The organism is Variovorax sp. KK3 (assembly GCF_001984055.1).
GTDB lineage: Bacteria > Pseudomonadota > Gammaproteobacteria > Burkholderiales > Burkholderiaceae_C > Variovorax.
In genome coordinates this window covers 1-21569 of record NZ_LYVO01000096.1, presented here as the reverse complement: position 1 = coordinate 21569, position 21569 = coordinate 1, and the positions used below count along the sequence as shown (strand labels likewise).

Below are 21569 nucleotides of genomic sequence, written 5' to 3'. Positions count from 1 at the left end.
AGGCGCAGCGCGCTGCCGCTTGCGTGTTGCAGCATCTGGCCGAAGGCCGTGTGCCCGTCGCGCTGGTCGCCACCGACCGCGCGTTGACGCGCCGCATCGGCGCGCAACTCGGCGCCCATGGCGTGCAGCCGCGCGACGAGACCGGCTGGAAGCTGTCGACCACCAGGGCCGCTGCCACGCTGATGAGCGCGTTGCGCGCCTGCGCGCACGACGCGGCCAGCGACCAGGTGCTCGACTGGCTCAAGAGCGCGCCAGCCTTCGATGGCCGTGCGGTCCGCGCGCTCGAAGCCCGCCTGCGCGAGCGCGGCATGCGCGACTGGCAGGGCTGGTGCGCTTTCGTCGCGGCCGCTGAGCACGTGCGCGATCGAGACCTGATCGGATTCACCGACGAAGTCGAGGCCGTGCGTTCCGCGATGGCCCGGGCCCGGCCGCTGTCCGAATGGCTCGCGGCAACGCGCGTGTTGCTCCAGGCGGGTGGGCAGTGGACCGCACTGCAAACAGACGTCGTCGGTGCCGACGTGCTGGCCTCGCTCTACCTCGATGCCGAAGACGAGGTCCGCGGCACGCGATGCACGCTCACGGAGTTCAGCGCCTGGGTGCGCGACGTGCTCGAAGCTGCGAGCGTGCGGTTGCCCGCCGAAGAGGACGTACCGCGCGTCGTCGTGCTGCCCTTGCATCAGATGCTCGGCCGCGCCTTCGAGGCCGTCGTTGTGCCAGGCTGCGATGACCAGCGCCTGCCGGCTTCACCCGAGCCGCCCGGCGACTGGACACCGGCCCAGCGCCTCGCATTGGCGTTGCCCTCGCGCGAATCGCTCGAGGCGGCGCAGCGAGCGGCCTGGGCCGTGGCTCAGTGCGCGCCAAGGGTCGACTTGCTATGGCGCCGGGCCGATGCCAGCGGCGAACCGGTGCGCCCGAGCGCCTTGCTGCAGATGCTGCAACTCGAGCAGACCACCGCGGTCGCCACCGACCCGCGAATGACGATCGATGTGGAGATCCGCCCGACTCCCCGCCCGCAACCGCATGGCGATGCCTTGGTACCGACGAAGCTGTCTTCCACTGCGTACGAAGACCTGCGCCGCTGCCCCTATCGCTTCTTCGCACTGCGCCAGCTCGGCCTGCGCAGCCGCGACGAGCTCGATGCCGAAGTCGACAAGCGCGACTTCGGCAACTGGCTGCATGCGGTGCTGGGCCGATTCCACGAGGCGCTCAAGGACGAACCCACTGCGAACCGCGAAGCACGCCTCGCCCTGATGGCCGTGGCCGCGCAGGCTGCGACGCGCGAGTTCGGTTTGTCCGACGCCGAATTCCTGCCTTTCGCCGCGGCGTGGCCTGCGGTGCGCGACGGCTACCTGGACTGGCTGGCCACGCATGAGCGCGACGAAGGCGCCGTCTTCGTCGTGTCCGAGCCCTCGAAGGAGCAGCCGCTGGGCAGCGTGACCCTGATCGGCCGGCTCGACCGCGTCGATGCCACGGCCGACGGCCGCGCTTTCGTCATCGACTACAAGACCGAGTCCGTCGACAAGACCAGGGAGCGCGTCAAGGATCCGACCGAGGACACGCAGCTGGCGTTCTATGCCGCCCTGTTGCCCGACGACACCCTGCGTGCCGCCTACGTCAACGTCGGCGAGAAGGCTTCGGGCACGCGCACCGTCGAGCAGCGCGACGTGATCGCGGCGCGCGACGCGTTGGTCGAGGGCGTGATGGACGACCTCGCGCGCATCGGTCGTGGTGCCGTGCTGCCGGCATTGGGCGAGGGCACGGTATGCGATCACTGCGCGGCGCGCGGCCTGTGCCGCAAGGATTTCTGGAGCGATGAGGCCACGGCGTCAGCATCGCCACTCCTGGAAGAGAAGGGGCCACTGCCTGATGACGGCCCGGCGGTGGCGGCGGCCACATCCGCCTCCTTGGCCGACGTCGATCCCGCCTACGAACACAACGGTGCCTTGGTCGCACGCGAGCGCTTCTACGCCATCGCCTGCGACCCGCGCCGCTCGGTGGCCGTCGAAGCCTGCGCGGGCGCGGGCAAGACCTGGATGCTGGTGTCGCGCATCCTGCGTGCACTGTTGGAGGAGGGCGAGGGCGCCTGCGCGCCGCACGAGATCCTTGCCATCACCTTCACCAAGAAGGCGGCCGGCGAGATGCGCGAGCGGCTCGACCAGTGGCTGGAAGCCTTCGCTGCACAGCCGGTCGAAGCGCTGGTGCCCGAGCTCGTGATGCGCGGCATGGACCGCGCCACCGCAGAGGCCAAGGCGCCACGCCTGCAAGGCCTGTACCGCGAGCTCCTGGCCAGTGGCCGGCCCGTGCAGTTCCGCACCTTCCACGCCTGGTTTGCCGGGCTGTTGCGCAGCGCGCCCGTCGCGGTTCTGGAACGGCTGCGTCTGCCGGCCAGCTACCAATTGCTCGAAGACGATGCCGAAGCGCGCGCACGCGTGTGGCGCCCCTTCTTCACCGCCGTCGCCGGCGATGCGCAGGCCCACGCCGACTACCGTGCACTCGTCGCCGAGTACGGCCGGACGCAGACCACACGGGCGCTCGACGAGGCGCTCACGCGCCGGGTCGAGTTCGCCCTGGCCGATGCGCAGGGCGCCGTCGACGGGGCGGTGGTGCCGATGGGCGAGTTCTACCCGGAGTTCGCGGGCAAGGATTCGCCTGACGACGTGCTGCTGCTCGAACCCACGTGGCGCCGGGCCCTGCTGGACGCCGCCTCGGCGCTGGGCCGCGCGAGCGCGCCCTCCTTCTCGCAGCGAGGTGTCGACCTCGAACGCGCGATCACCGAGGGCCGCGCCGCGTCGGTGGTGGAGGCGCTGCTCACGCAAAAGGGTGAGCCGCGCAAGTTCAGCGAGAAGCTGGCCGGCCTGGAGGCGGTGCGCGATGCGCAGGAGCGCGTGCAGCGGTACTGCGCCGCGCGGGCGCAGCATGCGGCCTGGCACTACCAGCAGCGCATGGCGCGGCTCACGCGCGTGCTCGTGCGCTGCTTCGCGGAAGTCAAGGTCGCCCATGGCTGGGTCGACATGAACGACGTGGAGCAGGCCGCGCATCTGCTGCTCGGACGCTCCGAGCTGTGGGGCTGGGTGCAGGAGCGGCTCGACGCGCGCGTGCGTCACCTGCTGATCGACGAATTCCAGGACACCAACCCCCTGCAGTGGCAGGCACTGCACGGCTGGTTGTCGGGCTACGCGGGTGCGGGTGGACGCCGGCCCGGCGTGTTCATCGTCGGCGATCCGAAGCAGAGCATCTACCGCTTTCGGCGCGCCGAGCCGCAGGTCTTCATCGCGGCGAAGCAGTTCGTGCAGCAAGGGCTGGGCGGCGACCTGCTCAACTGCGACCATACGCACCGCAATGCGCATGCCGTGGTGGGCCTGGTCAACGCCGCCATGGGCGATGCGCAAAGGGCCGACGAGTTCAGCGGCTTCCGCGACCACACCACCGAGTCGCGCGTTGCCGGCCGCGTGCGCAAGCTGCCGCCGATCCCGCGCGACGCCATCGCGTCGCAGGAGGCGGCCGACCACCCCAACGAAGCGGGCGTGCTGCTCTGGCGCGACAGCCTGGTCACGCCCCGGCTGCTGCCGGAGCAGCGCCTTCTGCAGAAGGAATGCGAGCAGGCAGCGCACTGGATCGCTCGACGCATCGCGGGCGGGCTCGCGCCCAGCCGCATCATGGTGCTGGCGCGCCGCCGCAGCCGGCTGACCGCGCTGCAGGACGAACTGCGCAGGCTGCACATCGCGGTCCAGCAACCCGAGAAGAACGACTTGCACGATGCGCCCGAGGTACAAGACCTGGTGGCTTTGCTGGATGTGCTGGTGTCGCCCGATCACGATCTGTCGCTCGCCCGTGCGCTGCGTTCGCCGCTCTTCGACGTGCCCGACGCGGCGCTGGTCGACCTGGCGCTGCGTCAGCGAGAGCGTCGCGCGAGCTGGTTCGATCTGCTGCTCGCGCCCGATCTGCCCGCGTCGCTGACCGGCATCGGCGCGCGCCTGCGGCAGTGGCAGCACTGGCTCGCCGCCTGGCCGCCGCACGACGCACTGAGCGCGATCTACCACGACGCCGACGTGCTTCGTCGATTCGCTGCTGCCGCACCCGCGGCCCTTCGCGCAGGCGTGCTGGCCAACCTGCGCGGGCTGATGGCCGCGTCGCTCGAACTCGATGGCGCGCGCTTCGCCACGCCCTATGCCTTCGTGCGCGCGCTGCGCCGCGGCGGCACGCGGGCGCCATCGGTCACGGCCGCCGACGCCGTGCAGCTGTTGACCGTCCACGGCGCCAAGGGCCTCGAGGCCGATCTGGTGCTGATGCTCGACACCGATGCCGAGGCGCAGCGCGCGCAGACCATGGGCGTGCTCGTCAGGTGGCCCGGCCAGGCCGCGGCGCCCGAGCGCTTCGTCTTCATGGCCAGCGAGAAGAACCCGCCGGCATGCACGGTCGACGACTTGAACGAAGAGCAGGCCGCGCGCCTGCGCGAGGAGATCAACGCGCTCTACGTGGCCACCACGCGGGCGCGGCAGGAACTCGTGCTGTCGGCGGTGGCGCCTGCGCGGCCCAGCGCCAGGAGCTGGTGGGCGCGACTGGAGCAGCGCTGCGAGCCGATCGACGTCGCACAAGAAGCATCTGCGTCCGTTGCGTCGACGGTGTCGACGACGGCCTGCTTTCGCATGCTCGAACTGCCCGAGTTGCCGCCGCTGCCGAAGCCAACGGCGGCGGCAGAGCGACCCGCATCGCGTGCCGAGGCCCGTGCCTCGGCGTTGGGTCAAGCCATGCATCGGCTGCTCGAATGGGCCCGGCCCGGCGATACGCTGCCGCGTGCCCACGTGCGCGCCGCGGGCCGCGAGTTCGGGCTCGACGCCGCGGCCTTGCAGGTCGCTGCCACGATGGCACAACGCATTCGCGCAGGCCAGGGCGCCTGGGCCTGGGAAGTCGACGCCTTGGCATGGCACGGCAACGAGGTCACGCTGATGCATGGCGGCGAGGTGCTGCGCATCGACCGGCTGGTGCGGCATCGTGAAAGTGGCGAGTGGTGGGTGCTCGACTACAAGTCGGCCGGGCGGCCCGAGCGTGACCCGGCGCTCATCGCGCAGATGGAGCGCTACCGCGAAGCCGTGCGGCAGGCGCATCCCGGCGCGACGGTGCGCGCTGCTTTCCTGACCGGGCAGGGCGAACTGGTGGATGTCGAATGAGTGAATCGAAGCGAGAGGTCGTGGTTATCGGCGGCGGCCCGGCGGGGCTGATGGCCGCCGAAGTGCTGAGTGGGCAAGGCGTCGCCGTGCACCTCTACGACGCGATGCCTTCGGTCGGCCGCAAGTTCCTGCTGGCCGGCCGCGGTGGGCTGAACCTCACGCACTCGGAGCCCTTCGAGCGCTTCGCAGGGCGCTTCGGCGAACGCAGTGCGCAGGTCGAGCCGCTGCTGCGCACCTTCGGCCCCGATGCACTGCGTGCGTGGGTGCACGGCCTCGGCATCCAGACCTTCGTCGGCACTTCCGGCCGCGTTTTCCCGACCGACATGAAGGCCGCGCCGCTGCTGCGTGCCTGGATGCACCGGCTGCGCGAGGCCGGCGTGCGCTTTCACATGCGCCATCGCTGGCTCGGCTGGTCCGATGCGGGCGCGATGCGATTCGCCGCGCCGGCGGGTGAGTTGGAGATCGAGCCCGCGGCCACCGTGCTGGCGCTCGGCGGCGCCAGCTGGTCGCGGCTGGGCTCCGACGGCGCCTGGGTGCCTTGGTTGAATGAACGTGGCGTCGACGTGGCGCCGCTATTGCCATCCAACTGCGGCTTCGACATCGGCTGGACGCCGTACTTCGCCGAGCGCTTCGCCGGCAAGCCGTTCAAGTCGGTCGCGGTCACCGCCGCCGATGCGCGCGGCCGATGCTTCGCACGCAAGGGCGAGTTCGTGGCGACGGCCACCGGCGTCGAGGGCAGCCTGGTCTACGCGGCTTCGGGCCTGCTGCGCGACCAGATCGCGTCGGAAGGCAGCGCCACCCTGTGGCTGGACCTGCTGCCCGATCGCAGCGTCGAACAGGTGCGCGCCGCCGTGCTGCACCCGCGTGGCGCCCGCTCCGTGGCCAGCCACCTCAAGAGCCGGCTCGGGTTGGAGGGCATCAAGACCGCCGTGCTGCACGAAGTGCTCACGCGCGAGCAGATGCTCGAGCCCGACACGCTTGCCCGTACGCTCAAGGCTCTGCCGCTGCGGTTGGTGGCCGCGCGCCCCATCGATGAGGCCATCAGCAGTGCCGGCGGCGTGCGTTTCGAGGCGCTCGATGCACGGTTGATGAGCAGTGTCTTGCCGGGGGTATTTTGCGCCGGCGAAATGCTCGATTGGGAGGCGCCTACCGGCGGTTATCTGCTGACCGCGTCGATGGCGAGCGGGGCAGTGGCGGCACAGGGGGTGCTGCAATGGTTGCGGCACCCGCAGTTCTAGACATGCATGCCGAGGAAGTGCTGCGAACCAAACGCCGGCTCAACCTGTCGTGAGCCGCGCGCGCCGGTAGTGCATGGCGACCGCGCCATTGCCGAGCGGCGTCGCCGAGACCAGCTCGAGCCGTCGCGTGCTCGGCAGCCCGCCCTGGTACAGGGTCGGGCCGTGGCCGACGATCCTGGGGTGGACGAGGAACTTGTACTCGTCGATCAGGTCCAGCCGGTCGAGTTCGGTTGCCAGCTTGCCGCTACCGAGCAGCACGCCGGCCGGGGTCGCGTCCTTCAGCGTCTGCACGCCCGTGCGCAGGTCGCCGGCGATGTGGTGGCTGCGGGTCCACGGAAAATTCGCTCGCGTCGACGACACGACGTACTTCGGCTTGGCCTCCAGTTTGGTCGCCCACTCGCGAATCGCCGCAGGCGCCTCCAGCTCGCCGCGAGCGACCGTCGGCCAGTAGCTTTCCATCATCTCGTAGGTGACGCGGCCCCACAGCATCGCCCCTGCCTCGTCCATGAGGCGTGTGAAGAAGGCGTGTGTCTCGTCGTCGGCGATTCCCTCGCGGTGATCGACGCAACCGTCGAGGGTCACGTTGAGGCTGAAGGTCAAGAGTCCCATGGCGGCGAGTCTAGTCCGGGCAGGCAAGGCCGGGGAGACGCCGCGGGCTTGCCGGTCGACGATGGCGCGCAAGTTCTTGAGAACTTACGGTCTTTGCTATGAGGTTGACGAGCCTTACCGCTGCCACGCGCCAAAGAAAACCTAATGAAATCAATAGGTTGGAGGCGCTGCGCGATCTTTAGGTTCTACAGTTTGGTTGCACAGCCGCGGACATCGTAGCACCGGGGCATGGTGGACGATCAGAGCACCGCACTCCACATTTCCGATACCTCCCCGAGCGGCGGACACAAACACACTGTGCAGGTCTGCGCCTCGCTGAGTGAGGTCAGGTGAGCAGTCCGGCCAGAGGTGCAAATATCGGTGCGAGCACTGTTGCGTGGTCGGAGGCGCTGCTCATAAAGCGTTGGTACTTTTCCAGGAAAGTTTTCGTGCCATGCGCTTCTTGCATCTGCTTTGCGGAGCTTGCAAGCGCCTCACGGGCGTCCCGGTCCGCAATCTTAGATACCGCCTCTCCGATGAGGGCGAACACCTCGGCAGACGATTGCGCCTGCACGATGTTTTGCGAGAAGTCCGCAGAGTTGATATTCACACGTGCGTTGCTGCCGCTTACGTTGTAGGTGACCTGTGACGGTGGGGTGGGGGCTTGATTGTTCATCGCGTGAAGGTGGGCTTTGTAGTTGGCAACAACAAACTGCAGTTGTTGGTTCCAGAAGAATTGCTCTGCGACAGAGAACAGATCGAAGTCGGCCGGCGCACCGCTCTTACCCGAATCGTGGATCGGAATGAGAAAGGCGCCGTCCTCGTTGCGAAGTTCAAGCTTGGTGCGGAAAAAGAACTGCCACAGTTGAATGTCTTCAACCCTTGGTGGTAGAGCGGGTGCGCCTTGGTGGTTGAAGCGCCGCAGTTCGTCCCCTCCTGCAGGAACGCCTGACAGCTTGTCCTTCAAGACAATCACAGCGTAGTTCTCGTCCAGTTGAAAACCCTCAAAGTCGAACGCGTGAAGCAACGGCCATTGCCGCAGGTCTTGGGGAAAGTTCTGTCGAACGAGCCCTTCGATTGCGCCGCGGATTCCGAAGGCCCAGTCCACCAAGAAATGCTGACGCATGCATAGCTCCCCGATTTGAAAGATGCTGAATCTACCGCAGGCCCGCCACTCGGCCACGAACTCACACTTCCGCGCAGGTTCGGATGCTGCCTGGCGGTGGGGGCCGCCGACGCGAAAGACATCGAGAATATCAACCTGTCGCGACTGTCAACGAAGCGAGAGAATTAGATTGTGTGCAATCAAATTGAACGATAACACACGGAAATCCAGGCGTACTTCCTCGCATAGCCTCCGCCGAATTTCCTGCGCATGATTCGCTCCGTCGCGTCACTTCGGCGCGTGCATCTCAACGGGAAAATCATGGAACTGACATTCGGCTTCGCCTCCAACCGCGTCAACAAACGCCAGGTGGAAATCACCAGCGGGAGCTTCTACTACAAGTCTCAGACGTTGGAGGTCTACCTTCATCGCGAGCCTGGCTTGCCCCGGGCGCCGCACCTGGAGACCGTCCCGGACGGTAGTGTCTGGCAGGCGTTCGGATGGGAACTCATCATTCAACGTTTCGGTCCCCGAAGGTTTCTCCGAGCGAGGGCCTGAGACCTCTCATCCCTCCGCAGTTATCCTGGGAGAATGCCAATACGTTTCCGCAACCTCGCTCTCACATGCCCCGAAGCGGCCCCTCACGAGTTCGTTTGGTTGATCCTGGAGAGCGTTGATGACGCCACCGTATGGCACACATTGGAGACCTTCAAAGGCGAGGTCTTCGCGAATTGGGACGATGCCTGGAATGCGGGGTCTGCCGCCCTGAGGGAGTACCTTCGGGCGCACTCGTTCAACTTCAAAGCGAAGCCTTTGCTATAGGTCATTTTGCTTTCGGGGCAAAAATCTGAGAGCCCCTCCATGAATACCGGCCGCGAAGGTTCCCCCCCCTGGCCTCCTTGCGCTGCATACGGGCTCCTGTGCCGCGCACGTTGCGCCCGCGTTGTGGCACACGAGCAGGGCGCCCCGGTCAGTCTTCGACGCACCCCGGGTACTCGGCCTCCAAGCCACACGCAGTGCACCGGCAGTACACCGAGGGCATGATGATGAAGCGGGATTCATGGCGGTCTCTCTCGGGCGCGGCGTGGTGCGCAGCATGGTCCGACTCGTTGAGCCCTAAGGTGCCGCAGCGGGGGCACGAGAGGGCGGCGAGGGTGGCGGCGGGAGCGAAGTCGGTGGTGAACATGGTTTTCCTCAAGACAAGAAGAGATCGCGGGGCAACCACCAGCGGGCATGTTAGAACGAATGCCCCGGCTGCATCGGGGCCTCTATCCCTTCAGTCTGGGAAGCACGATGTCCTTGGCAGCCTGCATGCCGGCAGGAGTCAGTTCCCAGGTACCTCTGGAGGAAAGATGGCTAATGAGACCGCGCTCCTTTAGTGCGTTTCTTGCCCACGCGATGGTGTTCACGGCCTTGGTCTCGCCCGTAGTGACTTCTTCATAGTCGGGGCGGCCCAAAATCCCCCGCGACTCCATCAGATCGACTACCGCCTTGGTCACTTCATCCTTACTCGCACGGCCTTTGAACTGGCTTGCAAGTGTGTGAAGTAGGAAGTCCTCGTAGGTGGGCTGTGGCGTCAGAGACCCGCGAGACGACTTCGGCTTCACCTTCACGGTTATCGCAGGTGTAGCTTCGACCGCTGCAGGAGGGGCCTTCTTAGGCGATGCGTTCTGCCCCTCCAGGAGCCGCCGGATAACGCTGTTCGGAGTGTCCACGAAAGGCTCTGCAAGCTTTTTCAGCATCTCAAGCACGTCATCGTCGATTCGAATGGTCGGCATCATGATTTCCTCCAAGAAGGTGGGTGGGATTCCATTCTGATCCTCTTGTGACATTGTTGCAAGTGAACTACTTAAGCACTTGGCACAAAATAGGTTATGTCCGAAACCGTCCGATTGCGTACATGCTCGGCAGCACTGTCCATAAAATAGCTTGACGACGTTTCGGACATGCTCCATGATTCGGACTGCGTTTTCGTACATCAAGGAGCTGTTCCCATGTCCCGAGTCTTCGCCTACTGCCGCGTCAGCACCGCCGACCAGACCACCGATAACCAGGCGCAGGAGATTGCCGCGGCAGGCTTCACGGTTACCCCTCAGCGCACGATCACGGAAACCGTCTCGGGGTCCGTAGCGGCATCGGAGCGGGTCGGCTTTGGGAAGCTCCTCGACAAGCTGGAGGCGGGGGATGTGTTGGTGGTCACGAAGCTCGACCGCCTCGGGCGCAACGCGATGGACGTAAGGGCTACCGTGGAGGCGCTCACGGGTCTTGGCGTCCGGGTTCACTGCCTCGCCCTCGGTGGTGTGGACCTCACCAGTCCGGCCGGCAAGATGACCATGGGCGTAATCGCGGCCGTGGCCGAGTTCGAGCGGGACCTGTTGATCGAGCGGACTCAGGCGGGTCTCGCTCGGGCGAAGTCGGAAGGGAAGATGCTCGGGCGCCCTCAGGCTTTGCGCGGGCGGGTCTTGGACGATGTACGCGAACGACTCTTGAGAGGTGAGGCTGTCGCCGCGATTGCCCGAGCCCACAACACCAGCCGCCAGACCATCATGCGTATTCGGGACGCGAGCGGCCCCGCCTAAAACGATGGCAGCGGGGGAGGGTGGTACACCCCCCGACCGCAGCCCTTATCTCACTCGCCAGTCGTATTGGTTCGGACGTTGAGTCGCCAACGAATCGAGCCTTGAGCACTGGAGTGCTGATGATGATTTTGAGGTGGAAACCGGTCGGGATTGTTCGATGTCACCTCTCGGTTGCACCCAAGGCACCGGTAGATCCCTGACACAGGAACCGGATCACCAGGCCCGTAGTTTGTGGTCCACCATTCCTTTTTACCGTCAGATTTCGTAAGAGCCGAACCATCTACATACCATGCCATGCTGGTTTCCTTCCTTTAGCAGCGCTCCGCGCATCAAGTCCAATGAAAAGAGGGAGGAGGGCCGAAACCGCTCCCCCAAGCATCCGTTACCGGTTGCTGTTCGGCGTCCTGCTTACCGGCTTCCAGCCTGCGCCGGGAGTCGTGGTCGGGGGCAACGGCCTGTTGTCCGGGACCGTGCTGTAGTTCGGACGGGCTCCGCCACGGGGTCCAATCTCTTGGAAGATGCCGCCATTGCGGCCCGTGTTGGTGCCTGGTTTCATTGGTGCTTTCATTGGGAGTCCTTTCAAGACATCCCCGGAACTGGCCGATAGAAACCTTGGCGCTTGCTAAACAATCCGTTTACGGATTACTCTCGCGACCTCTCTTCCCAGAGTGGCAGACACCTCCGGTAGGTGACCTGCGAGCCAGCCGGGCGATACCAACGCCTGGCGGCTCTTTCTATCACTGGATGGAAACACATCCAGTGCGCCCATGATAAGCACAACATCGCGCCGCAGTCAGCGTGAGATTTCGTAACGTCCGAAATAAATCGTCGCAACAAGGCCCGTCAGCGGCTCCTGGAGCGCTTTTGGGGGCGTCGGCATAGGGTGGCTGCGGCCCCGGCGCTTGACAGCCTTTAACGCCGTTTAAAGCGAAAGCGATTAGCCCCCGCAATAGGAAGAAGAGCCGTCCCATGGCTCGCCCGCCCGCCACCGCCGGCCTACCGCTCACCGCGGCTCAGGCACCTCATCCAAATGCACCGGACATGCGTCCGCCCCGGTGCTAAGACCTCAGCCTCCACGGGCTTTGGAAGGAAAAAATGAGGGGAGGGGGTGCAGAGGCGGAGCCTCCCTATAGGTTTCCTGAAGATCATCATGGCGGTTCATCTCTCGATGGAAGACCACAAAGGGAAATCCTCATTCCTGATGTCCATAGAGATGCCCATGAAGTTGACCTGTTGATGCCCCTCTCTCGGCCATCGCTCGGGGATTCCAACAGCGGGCCTTCATCGTGCCCCTTCATTGGGCTGGCATTCATGGTCTCCGCATTTAACGATGCCTCTCGACGCCATCTAACGAAAGCGGCTTGATGCCCGCTCACGTTACCCCTACGTGAAACCAAGCCGCTTCTGTTAGGTCGCCCCCTCGGCCTTGCCCTCAGCCCCTACGCCTTCTCGGTGTCGGGGCTTTTTTGTTCCCTCTCCACCAAAGTAATCAATGATGCTCAGAGCACAAGTCTCCGACGACTTCGGGCGCCAGCCCCTCACCACCCACGCCCGCCCGGTAGCCGCTATGGTTCAAGCCGTGCAGCCGAAAGAGGACACCCGATGGCGTGAACTCGCCGATGTCTTCGCGCAAGGCGCCGGCCTGGCCGAGACGGTCGCGAAGCAAGCACAGCGGGATGATGAAGCCGCCGCTCAGAAGTGGGCGCAGTCCATGACCGTGGGCGAACTGGGCAAGGCCGTCAAGGAGGGGCGCATGATGCCGTCACAGTCCCCCGTGTTCGTCGGGACAGTGCAACACATCTGGGGCGCGAACTCCCATGAGGCGGGCCTTCGGGACATCCAATCGAAGCTCACGAAGGGCGAACTGAAGTTCAACACGCCGGCCGAGGCGGACCAGTACCTCACCGAGTGGCGCAACACCACCCTGGCGGGCCAGTCCAAATACGCGCAAGCGGGCTTCGACAAGGCATACGGGCAGACCCGCGAGAAGCTCATGGATGGCGTGAACCACCAGAACGATAAGGAATGGGTGGACACTGCCGCGGTGCAGGCCACGGACTTCCTTGCCAACACGGTGAGCAAGGTGACCGGCGCGGACTTCGGCGGGTCCCCGCAGGATGCCGCGAAGCATGTGCTGGACCAGTACCAACTCATGCGCCACACCATGACGCTGCCCGAGGGTGTCCGCAAGGGAGCCCTTCAGGACGTGCTCACGCGCCTGGCAGGGTCGGGCCACACGGGAGTCCTGAACGTCCTGCTTGACTCCAAGCTGGAGGACATCGGCTCGGTGCGCGGATTCATTGGCGAGACCAAGGCCCTCACGCTCACCAACCAGGCCACCTCTACGAATGACGGCGTGCAGCGCCAACGGATCGATGAGGAGGCCCTCCCGTGGTATCAAGCCGCGGACAAGGGTGAACTGAACGTGGAGAAGCTCCGCGCCTGGGGCACCTCCGAGGGGAACAAGAAGTACGTCTCTGCCGCCTTCATAGCCGCCATCGAGAACGCCAACCAGGCGGCGCTCGCACGGCAACAGCGTGAACTCCGAGCGAGTGCCCTGCAGATCGAAGCGGGGCGCCTGGAGGCCGACGCCCAACAGCGAACCCTTGCGGCATTCCGTGGGGGGCGCCTGTACGAGGTCCAAGGGGTTGAACCGTCCGCAAGTGATGGGGTCCTCTGGTGACCTCAAAGACTTCGACGTGGACAAGTTCATCACGAAGGCCGGCGCTGCCATGACTGCCAAGCTGCCATTCGAGCAACAGGTTCACGCCTTCGCAGCGAACGGCCTGGATCATCCCGATTGGAAGAACCAGATGCAGTCGGGCTACAACAACCTGGCGAGCATCCGCCTGGACGCCAAGGGGAAGCCGATAGGGGAACTGAACGAGCAAGGCAAGTCGGCCATCGACCTGTTCAGGCGCATGGATGCAGTGAACGCCGACTATGCCAAGGGTCTGATCGGGGCGGAGGTCTACCAGCGTTTCTCCGACATAGGCTTTTTGATGCACCTCGGCAAGACCTCAAGCGAGGCCGCGAGCATCGCAGCGAACGCGGCGTCGGGCGCCGTCCTCGGGAGCGACACGGAGAAGCTCATGAAGAAGGTCAAGAGCGAAGTAGGCAAGTTGCTCGCTGACCCCTGGTATTCGGCGGACTGGGTGCGCCACCTCGGCGGCGACAACACGCACGCAAACACGGCGCAGGTTCACGGGTGGATGCGCCGCTACGGCACGCTGCTTGTCCAAAGCGGCATGTATGGCGACTCGGATACGGCCTTGAGGGCCGCGAGCGAGTACCTGGCAGACCCGAAGGTTTCTGCGAAGGTCAACGGCACGCTGTACATGCGCTCGGAAATGCCGACGGCGCCGAGTTCGCGAAGCCAGGACGAATGGTTCTCGCGCTTCATCGATGCAGTGCCAAAGGCTCGGGCCAAGGAACTTCACAGTTCGGGCAACGAGGTGCGCCTTGAGTTCGATGAGAACCTCATGGCTTACCGTCCGTTCATCAAAGGGATTCCCCTGCACGACACCGAGGGCAACATTGAGGTCTACACGAAGGCCGAGATTCAGGCTTGGTACGCCGAGGAGGAAAAGCGCGACATCTCGGCGGCCGTTGCCAATGCCAATACGATGCAAGCTGACAAGGCCCATGACGCCTACCGCAAGAGGATTTGGAGCGAGGTCGGCCAAGTGCAGCGGGACGAAGGCCGCTTCGCAATGGAGCGGTATGACGGCACCGTGAACAAGTCCGTGCTGGAGTCACGCATCTTCGGACGCGATGCCTTCGCACAAATCACCAAGGACGGGAACGCTGGCAAGTCCCTGGGCGAACTCATGAAGCTCTATCCGGCTCGGCGCCGGGTGAACCCATAGCTATTCAGCAGAGGGCTTGCCGGCCCCGTGGCGCCCTTCGCTGCATGTTCTCAAGGCAACCCACACGAAGCCCCGTTCGGCGTCTCTATGGCGTCCTGCGGGGCTTCCTCGCTTTCACTCAATCAACGAAATCAACATGACAATCAACCTTACGACAGACCTCCGCACGAATGCGCAGACCCGCGCCGATGGCGAGGCACTCATTCGCCGCGACATCACGTTCAGGGCGTCCACCTTCGATGCCCTCTCGGCGCACAAGCGGGCCATCGCAGAGCGCACCGGCTCGATGCCCTCGAATGCCGCCATAGTGGATCGGCTGATCCGCGCACAGCTTCTCGGGGGTGCTGCATGAGCACGACCTCCACTGAAATCCTGGCGTTCGCCTTTGGTGATGCGCAGGTCAACATCCGCGCCGTCAAGGACGCAGCCGGCGCCCCCTGGTTCATCTTTCAAGATGTCCGGCAGGTCCTCGGCCTGGCAAAGTCCGGCCGCACGCTTGGCCGTCTCGACGACGCGGACAAAGGGGTGTGCCAAATGCTCACCCCTGGCGGCCCTCAGTCGTTCGCTACGGTAAACGAAGCTGGCCTCTTTGCGCTCATCTTCCGAAGCCACAAACCCGAGGCGCTCGCGTTCAAGCGATGGGTCACCGGCGTGGTCCTTCCTGCTATTCGCAGGGATGAGGTCTACATCCGTGGCGAGGAGCGTCTTGCGCTGGTGGATGCGACCGCCGAGCAACTTCAGACGCAGCTTGCGATGCTCCAAGCGACCGCAGTAAGAGCCGTCGAGCGAAAGGCCCAACGAGCGGGTTTGAGAGGCCCTGAGGAACTCGATGCGCGGCACTGGGCGCTGAGGCCCGTCAAAGCGAGACGTAGGGGCGAGGGCGGTTCGTTCAGTGAGCGACGGCTGTAGACACGTGGTAGCCGCGCAGCGGTAGGACAATGCGAGGAGCCGCGTACTCAATGGCGGAAAGGGGTTGGGTGCGTCGCCCCTTTCCAACGCCTGCGCACGCGCATCGGCTTTTTCATACCCATGGGTAGAGTCTCCGAGGTCCGTCCTGATTCGATTTCACATCGTGAGATGTCTCTGAGACTATCTGTTGGATGCCCTAAGGGGGCACCTTCACGAACTCGCCGCGATGCGTTGCCCTAATCCTCCGTGCCTGTCACAGCGTCTCGAAGCTCACGCACTCGGCGCAGCAAGAAGTACCAAAGGTATGGAAGGGCGAAGACAAAGAGGATCGCAGGAACGAACGAGAGATAGATGCGCGTAGCTCCCCGCTTTCTCATCGCTTCGGTCACCTCCTTCTGCGGACTCGTCCACGTTCCCTTGTAGAGGTCTGCCTCAAGTTCGTGCGGCTGACAGAAAAGCAGGAGGCCGGGCAAGTCCTTCGCACTGTCGGGCTGCTTGTTCCATGTATCACACGCCGTGATGGCCTGCGCCAATTGGCTCTCCGTGCGCCACTCAAACATGAAATGCGCGAGGACTATAGCCACGCACACGCCAATTCCTACCAGTAGTGTCTTAAGGCCTTTGACCACCTTCATCTCCTCGCCGGCATCTTAGTGCCCCCGCGTGGAGCCCTTATCAGTTCTCTTGGCGGGCGGCGCTTTTCATGGGTCCTCGTAGGGGTCCTCGGTTGGCAGGCTGATCCTCTACATGTCATCGGTATGGACAGAAGACGCTCAAACTGCTCCGGGCACAATGCGACGCTTCGCTATAACCACAAGCCGCCATCATGAATCCCGCGTCCCGTTTGCTTGCCATCTATGACAACCTCGTTAGCAACAGTAAAGACGTGCAAATGGTCCGGGTGTGGGCCAGAGTATTCGACATCGACTCAGACTCGCCGACGGTCGAAGATGAATTGATTGCCTGCCTCGTTGGTTTGCAGAAGGAAGTTGACTTCACCCGCGTGCGCCTCAACGAGCATGGCGTCCCCCCAAATTTGACTGACCCAGGCTTTGCGCGTCTACGGGACGTTGCGGCGCCCGCCCGTCTGCACACCAACTGGAGCTCGTTGCGGGGCAATGTTCAACCCCCGGAATGTCGGCAGGCGTTTTTGTGGGCCGCTTGGGTTCTTCGAAACGAGGACGAAGATGTAATGCCGGATGAGGAGATGCGCAGCTTGAGGGCTGAACTTCAGGCGTTAGAAGATGCGCTGGACGGTGCCGGCATGTCCCCATTTCTCCGCGAATTCGTGCAGAAGCAAGTAGACACGATTCGGGCGGCGTTGCGGCTCTACTCAGTCCAAGGCACTCGGCCGCTGCATGACGCCTTGCACGCTGTCGCCGGACTTTACACGGTCGGTGGGGCGAAACTTGAGGCAGAGAATGCTGTAGCGACACCTCAAGCGAAGGGCGTCATGGAGAAAGCCGCTCAAGTCATCAAGAAGACGGCGGAGGTCTGCGACAGCCTCGACAAGATAAGGAAATTTGGCGAGGGTGCGTGGAACCTCACGACTACCGTAACGCCCTTGGTGTTGCCGTTCATCGCGAAGCAAATCGGCGGCGCCTAAACACCCTCGTAGGGCCCCACCACGGGCAACCTGAGGCCAGGGTACTGGATCGCCTCTACGGCCTCCTGAACCTCGCGCAGTGTGCGATGGTCGTAGACCACAGTCCCGATGCTGCCCACCGTCTTATGCCCCGTCACCTTGTCCATGGTTCCCTCGCTGTGACCCGCCTTGCGCATCAGTGGGCGCACCGTGTGGCGGAAGCAATGGAAGTCCGGCCGCGTGCCAGTGAGGCCCAGGGCGTTGCGATGGTCTTTGAACCAGCGCCCGAAGAAGTCGCTTGGTTTCCCCTCGCGCAGAGGCAGGGAAGGCCATAGCGAGTCGCTGCGGGTCTGCCTCGCGGCTTCGACGTACTCGAGAAAGCCGAGTCTGATGAGTTCGCTGTGGATCGGCACGCTGCGATGGCCGGCATCGCTCTTGATGCTCTGCCCTTCACCTTCGTTCGTCAGCACCAGAACATCGACCCCTTCCATCTTCTGCACGTCAACGGTCCGCAGTTGGCAGAGTTCGCCCAAGCGGGTCCCCGTGAACAGCCCCAGGAGGGGAATCCAGTAGGCAGCCTCCCGTCCGCCATAACGGGCATCTGGAAGGGCATACGCGGTGTGCAGCGGCGCGGCAAACAGCGTCGTCAGTTCCTCGGTCGTCCACGGCCGGCGCTTGTTCGTCGTCGGCGCCTTGATGTCCAGACCGCGCCATGGCTGGCGAGGAAGCCATTCAAGGGTTTCGTGCGCGTACTTCAGAAGGGACTTGATCGCGGTGAGGCGGTCACGCGCCGTCTTCGGGGTTGTGCAGTTCTCGCGGAGCCATGTTCGATAGGTGTCGCCAACCTCCCGCGTGATGTCAGCCAGCGCGAGCCCCTCGTGCTGCCCCTCGAATTGTTTTAAGGCGCGGTCATAGGCTCCGATGGAATCGGCGGAGCGGGCTGAATCGCCAGAGGTCTTCCATTTGCCGAACACATCGCGCAGCGTGCGAGGCTTTGCGGCCTTCGAGGCAATGGCAAGCGGAGCAGGGATCGTCGGGGTATCGACCACCGCCCCGGCATCCCTTTGGGTCACCTCCTGGTGTGCCGTGCGGTATGCCTTCAGGCAAGCAAGAAGCGCATCCCGCGCACCTGGTGTATTGGCGTCGAACGACACCCCGAGCTTCACTGCCATGGCATTTGCCAAGGGCAATACAGCGGCCAAATTGCGGCCAGCCAGAGCGACAGCGGCCTTGCCATCAAGCTGCGCATTCTGGTCTGCAAGTTCCCGGGCCTCGGCTTCAGTCAGCCCTGATAGGTCATCGATGCGTGGCTCGGGCGACTCCCATTGCGGGATGCGCAGCGGTTGCATGGCAAGGCGATCAAGTTCGCGCTTTACGTGAACCATTTCGGCCAACAGCGGGAGATCGGATCGTAGGCGATCATCCTCGGCCAGGACAAAGACGCGGACCCGCTCGGCCAGGGTTGCGGCCATTTCCGGGGTCACCTGGGTGACGGCTTCGGGGTTCAACTCGCGGCGCTTCGCGGCGAACTCCGCCAGGCGCTCGGCACGCTTCATGGTGCCCCGAACGGTGGCCTCGCGGCGGTCGCTGGTTTCGAGCGCCAGGTTCATCGCACGCTTCCCGTAGACCTCACGCAGATCGGGCGGGACAACGATGTTGATGTACCAGCGCGAGCCTCGCTGATTCAAACCCGTGAGGGTGCTTGCCATGTCTTTCTCCAAGTTCATGGCTGTGCGAGGTTCTACAGTTAGGTTCTACAGTCCGGGGCTCGTAACCCCTTGTCAGCGCGTAAGTTATTGAGAACTCACGGCTTTTCGGTATGAGGTTGACGAGCCTTACCCCCGGCACTGGCTACGCAGTTAGGGCTGCTTGGTTCCCCACCTGACCCGGTTGGCCACTTCACCATGCGGGGAGGCCCGTCAGCGGCGATTGTAGGCGACGCTTCGAGGCCCTCTGCCTCACCAGGCCATCAGCGATGTCTCGAGGGCCGCATCGGCGTAGTAGAGACGCACGCCCACGAGGTAGTGCCGGCCCTTCTGCAGCCGCATGCTGACGCGTGCGTTCAGGTCGCTGCCGCTGTCGTCGGCGCCCGCGATCTGCACGTTGCCGTCCGGCGTGGCCTCGAACAGCACCAGCACGGTGTCGGATGTGCCGAAGGTGCCGATGCTGTAGGTGCGCGTGCGCGGCGGCGCGAACTCGAAGTTGCGGGTCTCCCCGGCCTTGAGCTTGAGCAACTGCGACAGGCCGACCTTCAAAGTACCAGTGGCCGGCGCACGCACGCCGGGGTACGACTCGACCACCCATGCCTTGTCGGCGTACGACAACCCGCCCTTGGGCACCAGGCCGTTGCGGTACTGCGCGGGCGCGTCGATCAGTCCGGGCTCGAAGTGGTACTCCATGACCGAGTCCGGGTCCCATGTCGTGCCCTTGACTTCAGTCGCTGGGATCTTGCGCAGGATGTTCCACTCGATCTGCTGCTCCTGCCAGTTGTTGGGCGGGCCGGAGAAGTAGTCGAGCACTGCCTGGCGGTTCCAGGTGATGCCGGCGTGGGGGTTCTGGTGCTCGTGCTCCAGGCCCAGCGTGTGGCCGATCTCGTGCAGCGCGGTGTCGCGGCCGTAGTCGGTGTTGAGCGGCCAGCCGAAGTTCATCGTGCGCTGCAGGGGGTCGCGCACCGTGAGCACGTCGCGCCCCACGTAGGACCAGGAGCCGTCCTGTGGGTCGAAGCCGATCCGCACCGCGGCGTCCTCGGCCGTGTCGACGCGCCGGAACGAGATGCCGATGCCCAGCTTGGCCCAGGTCTCGAAGGCGTCCTCGACCGCGCCGGTGTCGGCGCTGTTGCCCTGCCAGGCGGCGGGCACGGTGTCGCCGCGCTTGTAGCAGTAGTAGGTGAGCTGGGTGCCGTTCACCCATTTCTTGTCCGCGGCCAGTATGGCGGCGGCCCGACCCGCCGCCACGCGGCTGTCGAATTGCCGGGGCGCCTGGACCGGCTGCGTGCAATGGCGCCGCACGCCGTTCGGCTGGGCCTTGGTTTTTCCGACCGCGGGCGGGCGCGCGGCCCTGGGATGCGCAGTGGGCATGTCGGATCTCCTCGCGAAAGCCACTCGATGCTAAGGGTGATCCGCCGGAAATCTATAAGTAAAAAGGCCTATATCGTGCCCGGGATGCGGTCGGAGGCTCTCGAGTTCGACAACCTAGAATGCGCCGATGGCCTATCTCGTGCTCGCTCGCAAACACCGCCCCAGGACCTTCAGCGAGATGGTGGGCCAGGAGCACGTGGTGCAGGCGCTCGAGAACGCGCTGACGTCCCAGCGGCTGCACCATGCCTACCTGTTCACCGGCACCCGCGGCGTCGGCAAGACCACCGTTTCGCGCATCCTGGCGAAGTCGCTCAACTGCCAGGGGCCGGACGGGCAGGGCGGCATCACCGCGGCGCCCTGCGGCACCTGCCAGGCCTGCCTCGACATCGACGGCGGCCGCTTCGTCGACTACACGGAGCTCGATGCCGCCTCCAATCGAGGGGTGGACGAAGTGCAGGCCCTGCTGGAGCAGGCGGTCTACAAGCCGGTGCAGGGGCGCTTCAAGGTCTTCATGATCGACGAAGTGCACATGCTCACCGGCCACGCCTTCAACGCGATGCTCAAGACGCTGGAGGAGCCCCCCGAATACCTCAAGTTCGTGCTGGCCACCACCGATCCGCAGAAGGTGCCGGTGACGGTGCTGTCGCGCTGCCTGCAGTTCAACCTGCGCCCCATGGCGCCCGAGACAGTGCTGGAGCACCTGACGCGCGTGCTCCAGTCCGAGGCCGTGCCGGCCGAGCCGCAGGCGCTGCGCCTCATTGCGCGCGGCGCGCGAGGCTCGATGCGCGACGCGCTGTCGCTGACCGACCAGGCGATCGCCTTCGGCAACGGCGAACTCACCGAAGGCGGCGTGCGCCAGATGCTGGGCAGCGTCGACCGCGGCCACGTGTACCGGTTGATCGAGGCCCTGGCCCGGGGAGACGGCCGAACGGTGGTCGAAACGACCGAAGGCCTGCGCCGCGACGGCTTCTCCGCCGCCTCCACGCTCGAGGAAATGACCGCCGTGCTGCAAGGCATGGCGGTGCTGCAGGCCGTGCCCGCCCGCGCCGAGGCAGTCGATGCGGCCGACCCCGATGCCGCCGAAACGGCCCGGCTGGCCGCCGCGATGCCGCCCGACGAAACGCAGCTGCTCTACAGCCTGTGCTTGCACGGCCGCGGCGAACTGGGCCTCGCGCCCGACGAATACGCGGCACTCACCATGGTGCTGCTGCGCCTGCTGGCATTCAAGCCGGCAGATGCCAAGACAACCCACGGCGAGGCCGCCGCGGAAAAAAAAACTCTGAATGAAGCGGTCGCGCCTGCAACGGCGCCTGCCACGGCACCTGCAACGGCAGTTGTGCCGGTGCCTCCGCCGGTGCCCTCGTCCGCGGCCGCGCGCGTGCAGGCAGCCCCACCGGCGGTCGAAGACAGCCGCGAATCCGCCGCGCCGACATCGCCTGCAGCCCCTCATG

At 64.8% G+C, this 21569-nt stretch carries 16 protein-coding genes, 1 other RNA gene and 1 pseudogene; 11 read left to right on the top strand and 7 right to left on the bottom strand.

Annotated elements, in window-relative coordinates:
• Nucleotides 1-182 precede the first annotated feature (182 nt).
• From B0W80_RS36440 to B0W80_RS30095, 3 genes and pseudogenes are all read left to right on the top strand, one after another.
• Nucleotides 183-1784, top strand: a pseudogene (locus B0W80_RS36440) (PD-(D/E)XK nuclease family protein); the annotation flags it as partial.
• Nucleotides 1785-1904: 120 nt separating this feature from the next.
• Nucleotides 1905-5168 (top strand): exodeoxyribonuclease V subunit beta, encoded by a 3264-nt coding sequence (locus B0W80_RS30100; protein ID WP_077002832.1) that lies wholly within the window; start codon nt 1905-1907, stop codon nt 5166-5168.
• Nucleotides 5165-6406, top strand: a complete 1242-nt coding sequence (locus B0W80_RS30095; protein WP_077002830.1) for a TIGR03862 family flavoprotein — start codon at nt 5165-5167, stop codon at nt 6404-6406. The genes B0W80_RS30100 and B0W80_RS30095 overlap by 4 nt, the downstream gene beginning before the upstream one ends.
• 39 nt (nt 6407-6445) lie before the next feature.
• Here B0W80_RS30095 and B0W80_RS30090 read toward each other — a convergent pair whose 3' ends face one another.
• Together B0W80_RS30090 and B0W80_RS30085 are read right to left on the bottom strand one after the other, a co-directional pair.
• Nucleotides 6446-7015 carry a dihydrofolate reductase family protein gene (locus B0W80_RS30090; protein ID WP_077002829.1) on the bottom strand — a complete coding sequence of 190 codons (570 nt, stop codon included), beginning with the start codon at nt 7013-7015 and terminating at the stop codon, nt 6446-6448.
• A 325-nt stretch (nt 7016-7340) separates the two neighbouring features.
• Nucleotides 7341-8120, bottom strand: coding sequence for a hypothetical protein (locus B0W80_RS30085; protein ID WP_143684844.1), 780 nt, complete (start codon nt 8118-8120; stop codon nt 7341-7343).
• Nucleotides 8121-8369: 249 nt separating this feature from the next.
• On the opposite strand from B0W80_RS30085, the gene B0W80_RS30080 reads away from it, so the two are divergent.
• Nucleotides 8370-8657: a hypothetical protein gene (locus B0W80_RS30080; RefSeq protein WP_077002827.1), complete on the top strand. Its 288-nt coding sequence runs from the start codon at nt 8370-8372 to the stop codon at nt 8655-8657.
• Between the two features lie 710 nt (nt 8658-9367).
• Here the strand turns inward: B0W80_RS30080 and B0W80_RS30065 are convergent.
• A complete protein-coding gene (locus B0W80_RS30065) occupies nt 9368-9877 on the bottom strand; it encodes a winged helix-turn-helix domain-containing protein (protein ID WP_218668971.1) in 510 nt (169 codons plus the stop codon).
• 216 nt (nt 9878-10093) lie between these two features.
• Between B0W80_RS30065 and B0W80_RS30060 the strand changes: the two genes are divergently transcribed.
• From B0W80_RS30060 to B0W80_RS35740, 5 genes are all read left to right on the top strand, one after another.
• Complete coding sequence (locus B0W80_RS30060; protein WP_077002823.1) at nt 10094-10678, top strand: recombinase family protein; 585 nt, start codon at nt 10094-10096, stop codon at nt 10676-10678.
• Between the two features lie 1495 nt (nt 10679-12173).
• Nucleotides 12174-13361 carry a hypothetical protein gene (locus tag B0W80_RS30045; RefSeq protein WP_143684842.1) on the top strand — a complete coding sequence of 396 codons (1188 nt, stop codon included), beginning with the start codon at nt 12174-12176 and terminating at the stop codon, nt 13359-13361.
• Nucleotides 13362-13377: 16 nt separating this feature from the next.
• Entirely contained in the window at nt 13378-14547 is a 1170-nt protein-coding gene (locus B0W80_RS30040) for a hypothetical protein (RefSeq protein WP_143684841.1), read from the top strand.
• A 136-nt stretch (nt 14548-14683) separates the two neighbouring features.
• Nucleotides 14684-14899: a hypothetical protein gene (locus B0W80_RS35745; protein ID WP_077002818.1), complete on the top strand. Its 216-nt coding sequence runs from the start codon at nt 14684-14686 to the stop codon at nt 14897-14899.
• Complete coding sequence (locus B0W80_RS35740) at nt 14896-15456, top strand: BRO family protein (protein WP_077002817.1); 561 nt, start codon at nt 14896-14898, stop codon at nt 15454-15456. The genes B0W80_RS35745 and B0W80_RS35740 overlap by 4 nt, the downstream gene beginning before the upstream one ends.
• A 236-nt stretch (nt 15457-15692) precedes the next feature.
• Here the strand turns inward: B0W80_RS35740 and B0W80_RS30025 are convergent, their stop codons facing one another.
• Nucleotides 15693-16091, bottom strand: coding sequence for a hypothetical protein (locus B0W80_RS30025; protein WP_077002816.1), 399 nt, complete (start codon nt 16089-16091; stop codon nt 15693-15695).
• 191 nt (nt 16092-16282) lie between these two features.
• Here B0W80_RS30025 and B0W80_RS30020 point away from each other — a divergent pair, with 191 nt between their 5' ends.
• Nucleotides 16283-17062 (top strand): hypothetical protein, encoded by a 780-nt coding sequence (locus B0W80_RS30020; RefSeq protein WP_077002815.1) that lies wholly within the window; start codon nt 16283-16285, stop codon nt 17060-17062.
• On the opposite strand, the gene B0W80_RS30015 is transcribed toward B0W80_RS30020, so the two are convergent.
• From B0W80_RS30015 to B0W80_RS30005, 3 genes are all read right to left on the bottom strand, one after another.
• A complete protein-coding gene (locus tag B0W80_RS30015; RefSeq protein WP_077002814.1) occupies nt 17059-18750 on the bottom strand; it encodes a DUF6538 domain-containing protein in 1692 nt (563 codons plus the stop codon). The genes B0W80_RS30020 and B0W80_RS30015 overlap by 4 nt on opposite strands.
• Before the next feature lie 115 nt (nt 18751-18865).
• Nucleotides 18866-18962, bottom strand: an RNA gene (ffs, locus tag B0W80_RS30010) — signal recognition particle sRNA small type.
• 37 nt (nt 18963-18999) lie between these two features.
• Complete coding sequence (locus B0W80_RS30005; protein WP_083745726.1) at nt 19000-20118, bottom strand: M12 family metallopeptidase; 1119 nt, start codon at nt 20116-20118, stop codon at nt 19000-19002.
• A 127-nt stretch (nt 20119-20245) separates the two neighbouring features.
• Here B0W80_RS30005 and dnaX point away from each other — a divergent pair.
• On the top strand, nt 20246-21569 hold a 1324-nt coding region (dnaX, locus tag B0W80_RS30000), incomplete at its 3' end, for a DNA polymerase III subunit gamma/tau (RefSeq protein ID WP_143684839.1).

Excerpts from the sequence above, each read along its gene's own strand:
- B0W80_RS30095 (WP_077002830.1), top strand. The coding sequence starts at position 5,165 with ATGAGTGAATCGAAGCGAGAGGTCGTGGTTATCGGCGGCGGCCCGGCG.
- B0W80_RS30090 (WP_077002829.1), bottom strand. The coding sequence starts at position 7,015 with ATGGGACTCTTGACCTTCAGCCTCAACGTGACCCTCGACGGTTGCGTC.
- B0W80_RS30085 (WP_143684844.1), bottom strand. The coding sequence starts at position 8,120 with ATGCGTCAGCATTTCTTGGTGGACTGGGCCTTCGGAATCCGCGGCGCA.
- B0W80_RS30080 (WP_077002827.1), top strand. The coding sequence starts at position 8,370 with ATGATTCGCTCCGTCGCGTCACTTCGGCGCGTGCATCTCAACGGGAAA.
- B0W80_RS30065 (WP_218668971.1), bottom strand. The coding sequence starts at position 9,877 with ATGCCGACCATTCGAATCGACGATGACGTGCTTGAGATGCTGAAAAAG.
- B0W80_RS30060 (WP_077002823.1), top strand. The coding sequence starts at position 10,094 with ATGTCCCGAGTCTTCGCCTACTGCCGCGTCAGCACCGCCGACCAGACC.
- B0W80_RS30045 (WP_143684842.1), top strand. The coding sequence starts at position 12,174 with ATGCTCAGAGCACAAGTCTCCGACGACTTCGGGCGCCAGCCCCTCACC.
- B0W80_RS35745 (WP_077002818.1), top strand. The coding sequence starts at position 14,684 with ATGACAATCAACCTTACGACAGACCTCCGCACGAATGCGCAGACCCGC.
- B0W80_RS35740 (WP_077002817.1), top strand. The coding sequence starts at position 14,896 with ATGAGCACGACCTCCACTGAAATCCTGGCGTTCGCCTTTGGTGATGCG.
- B0W80_RS30025 (WP_077002816.1), bottom strand. The coding sequence starts at position 16,091 with ATGAAGGTGGTCAAAGGCCTTAAGACACTACTGGTAGGAATTGGCGTG.
- B0W80_RS30020 (WP_077002815.1), top strand. The coding sequence starts at position 16,283 with ATGAATCCCGCGTCCCGTTTGCTTGCCATCTATGACAACCTCGTTAGC.
- B0W80_RS30015 (WP_077002814.1), bottom strand. The coding sequence starts at position 18,750 with ATGGCAAGCACCCTCACGGGTTTGAATCAGCGAGGCTCGCGCTGGTAC.
- B0W80_RS30005 (WP_083745726.1), bottom strand. The coding sequence starts at position 20,118 with ATGCCCACTGCGCATCCCAGGGCCGCGCGCCCGCCCGCGGTCGGAAAA.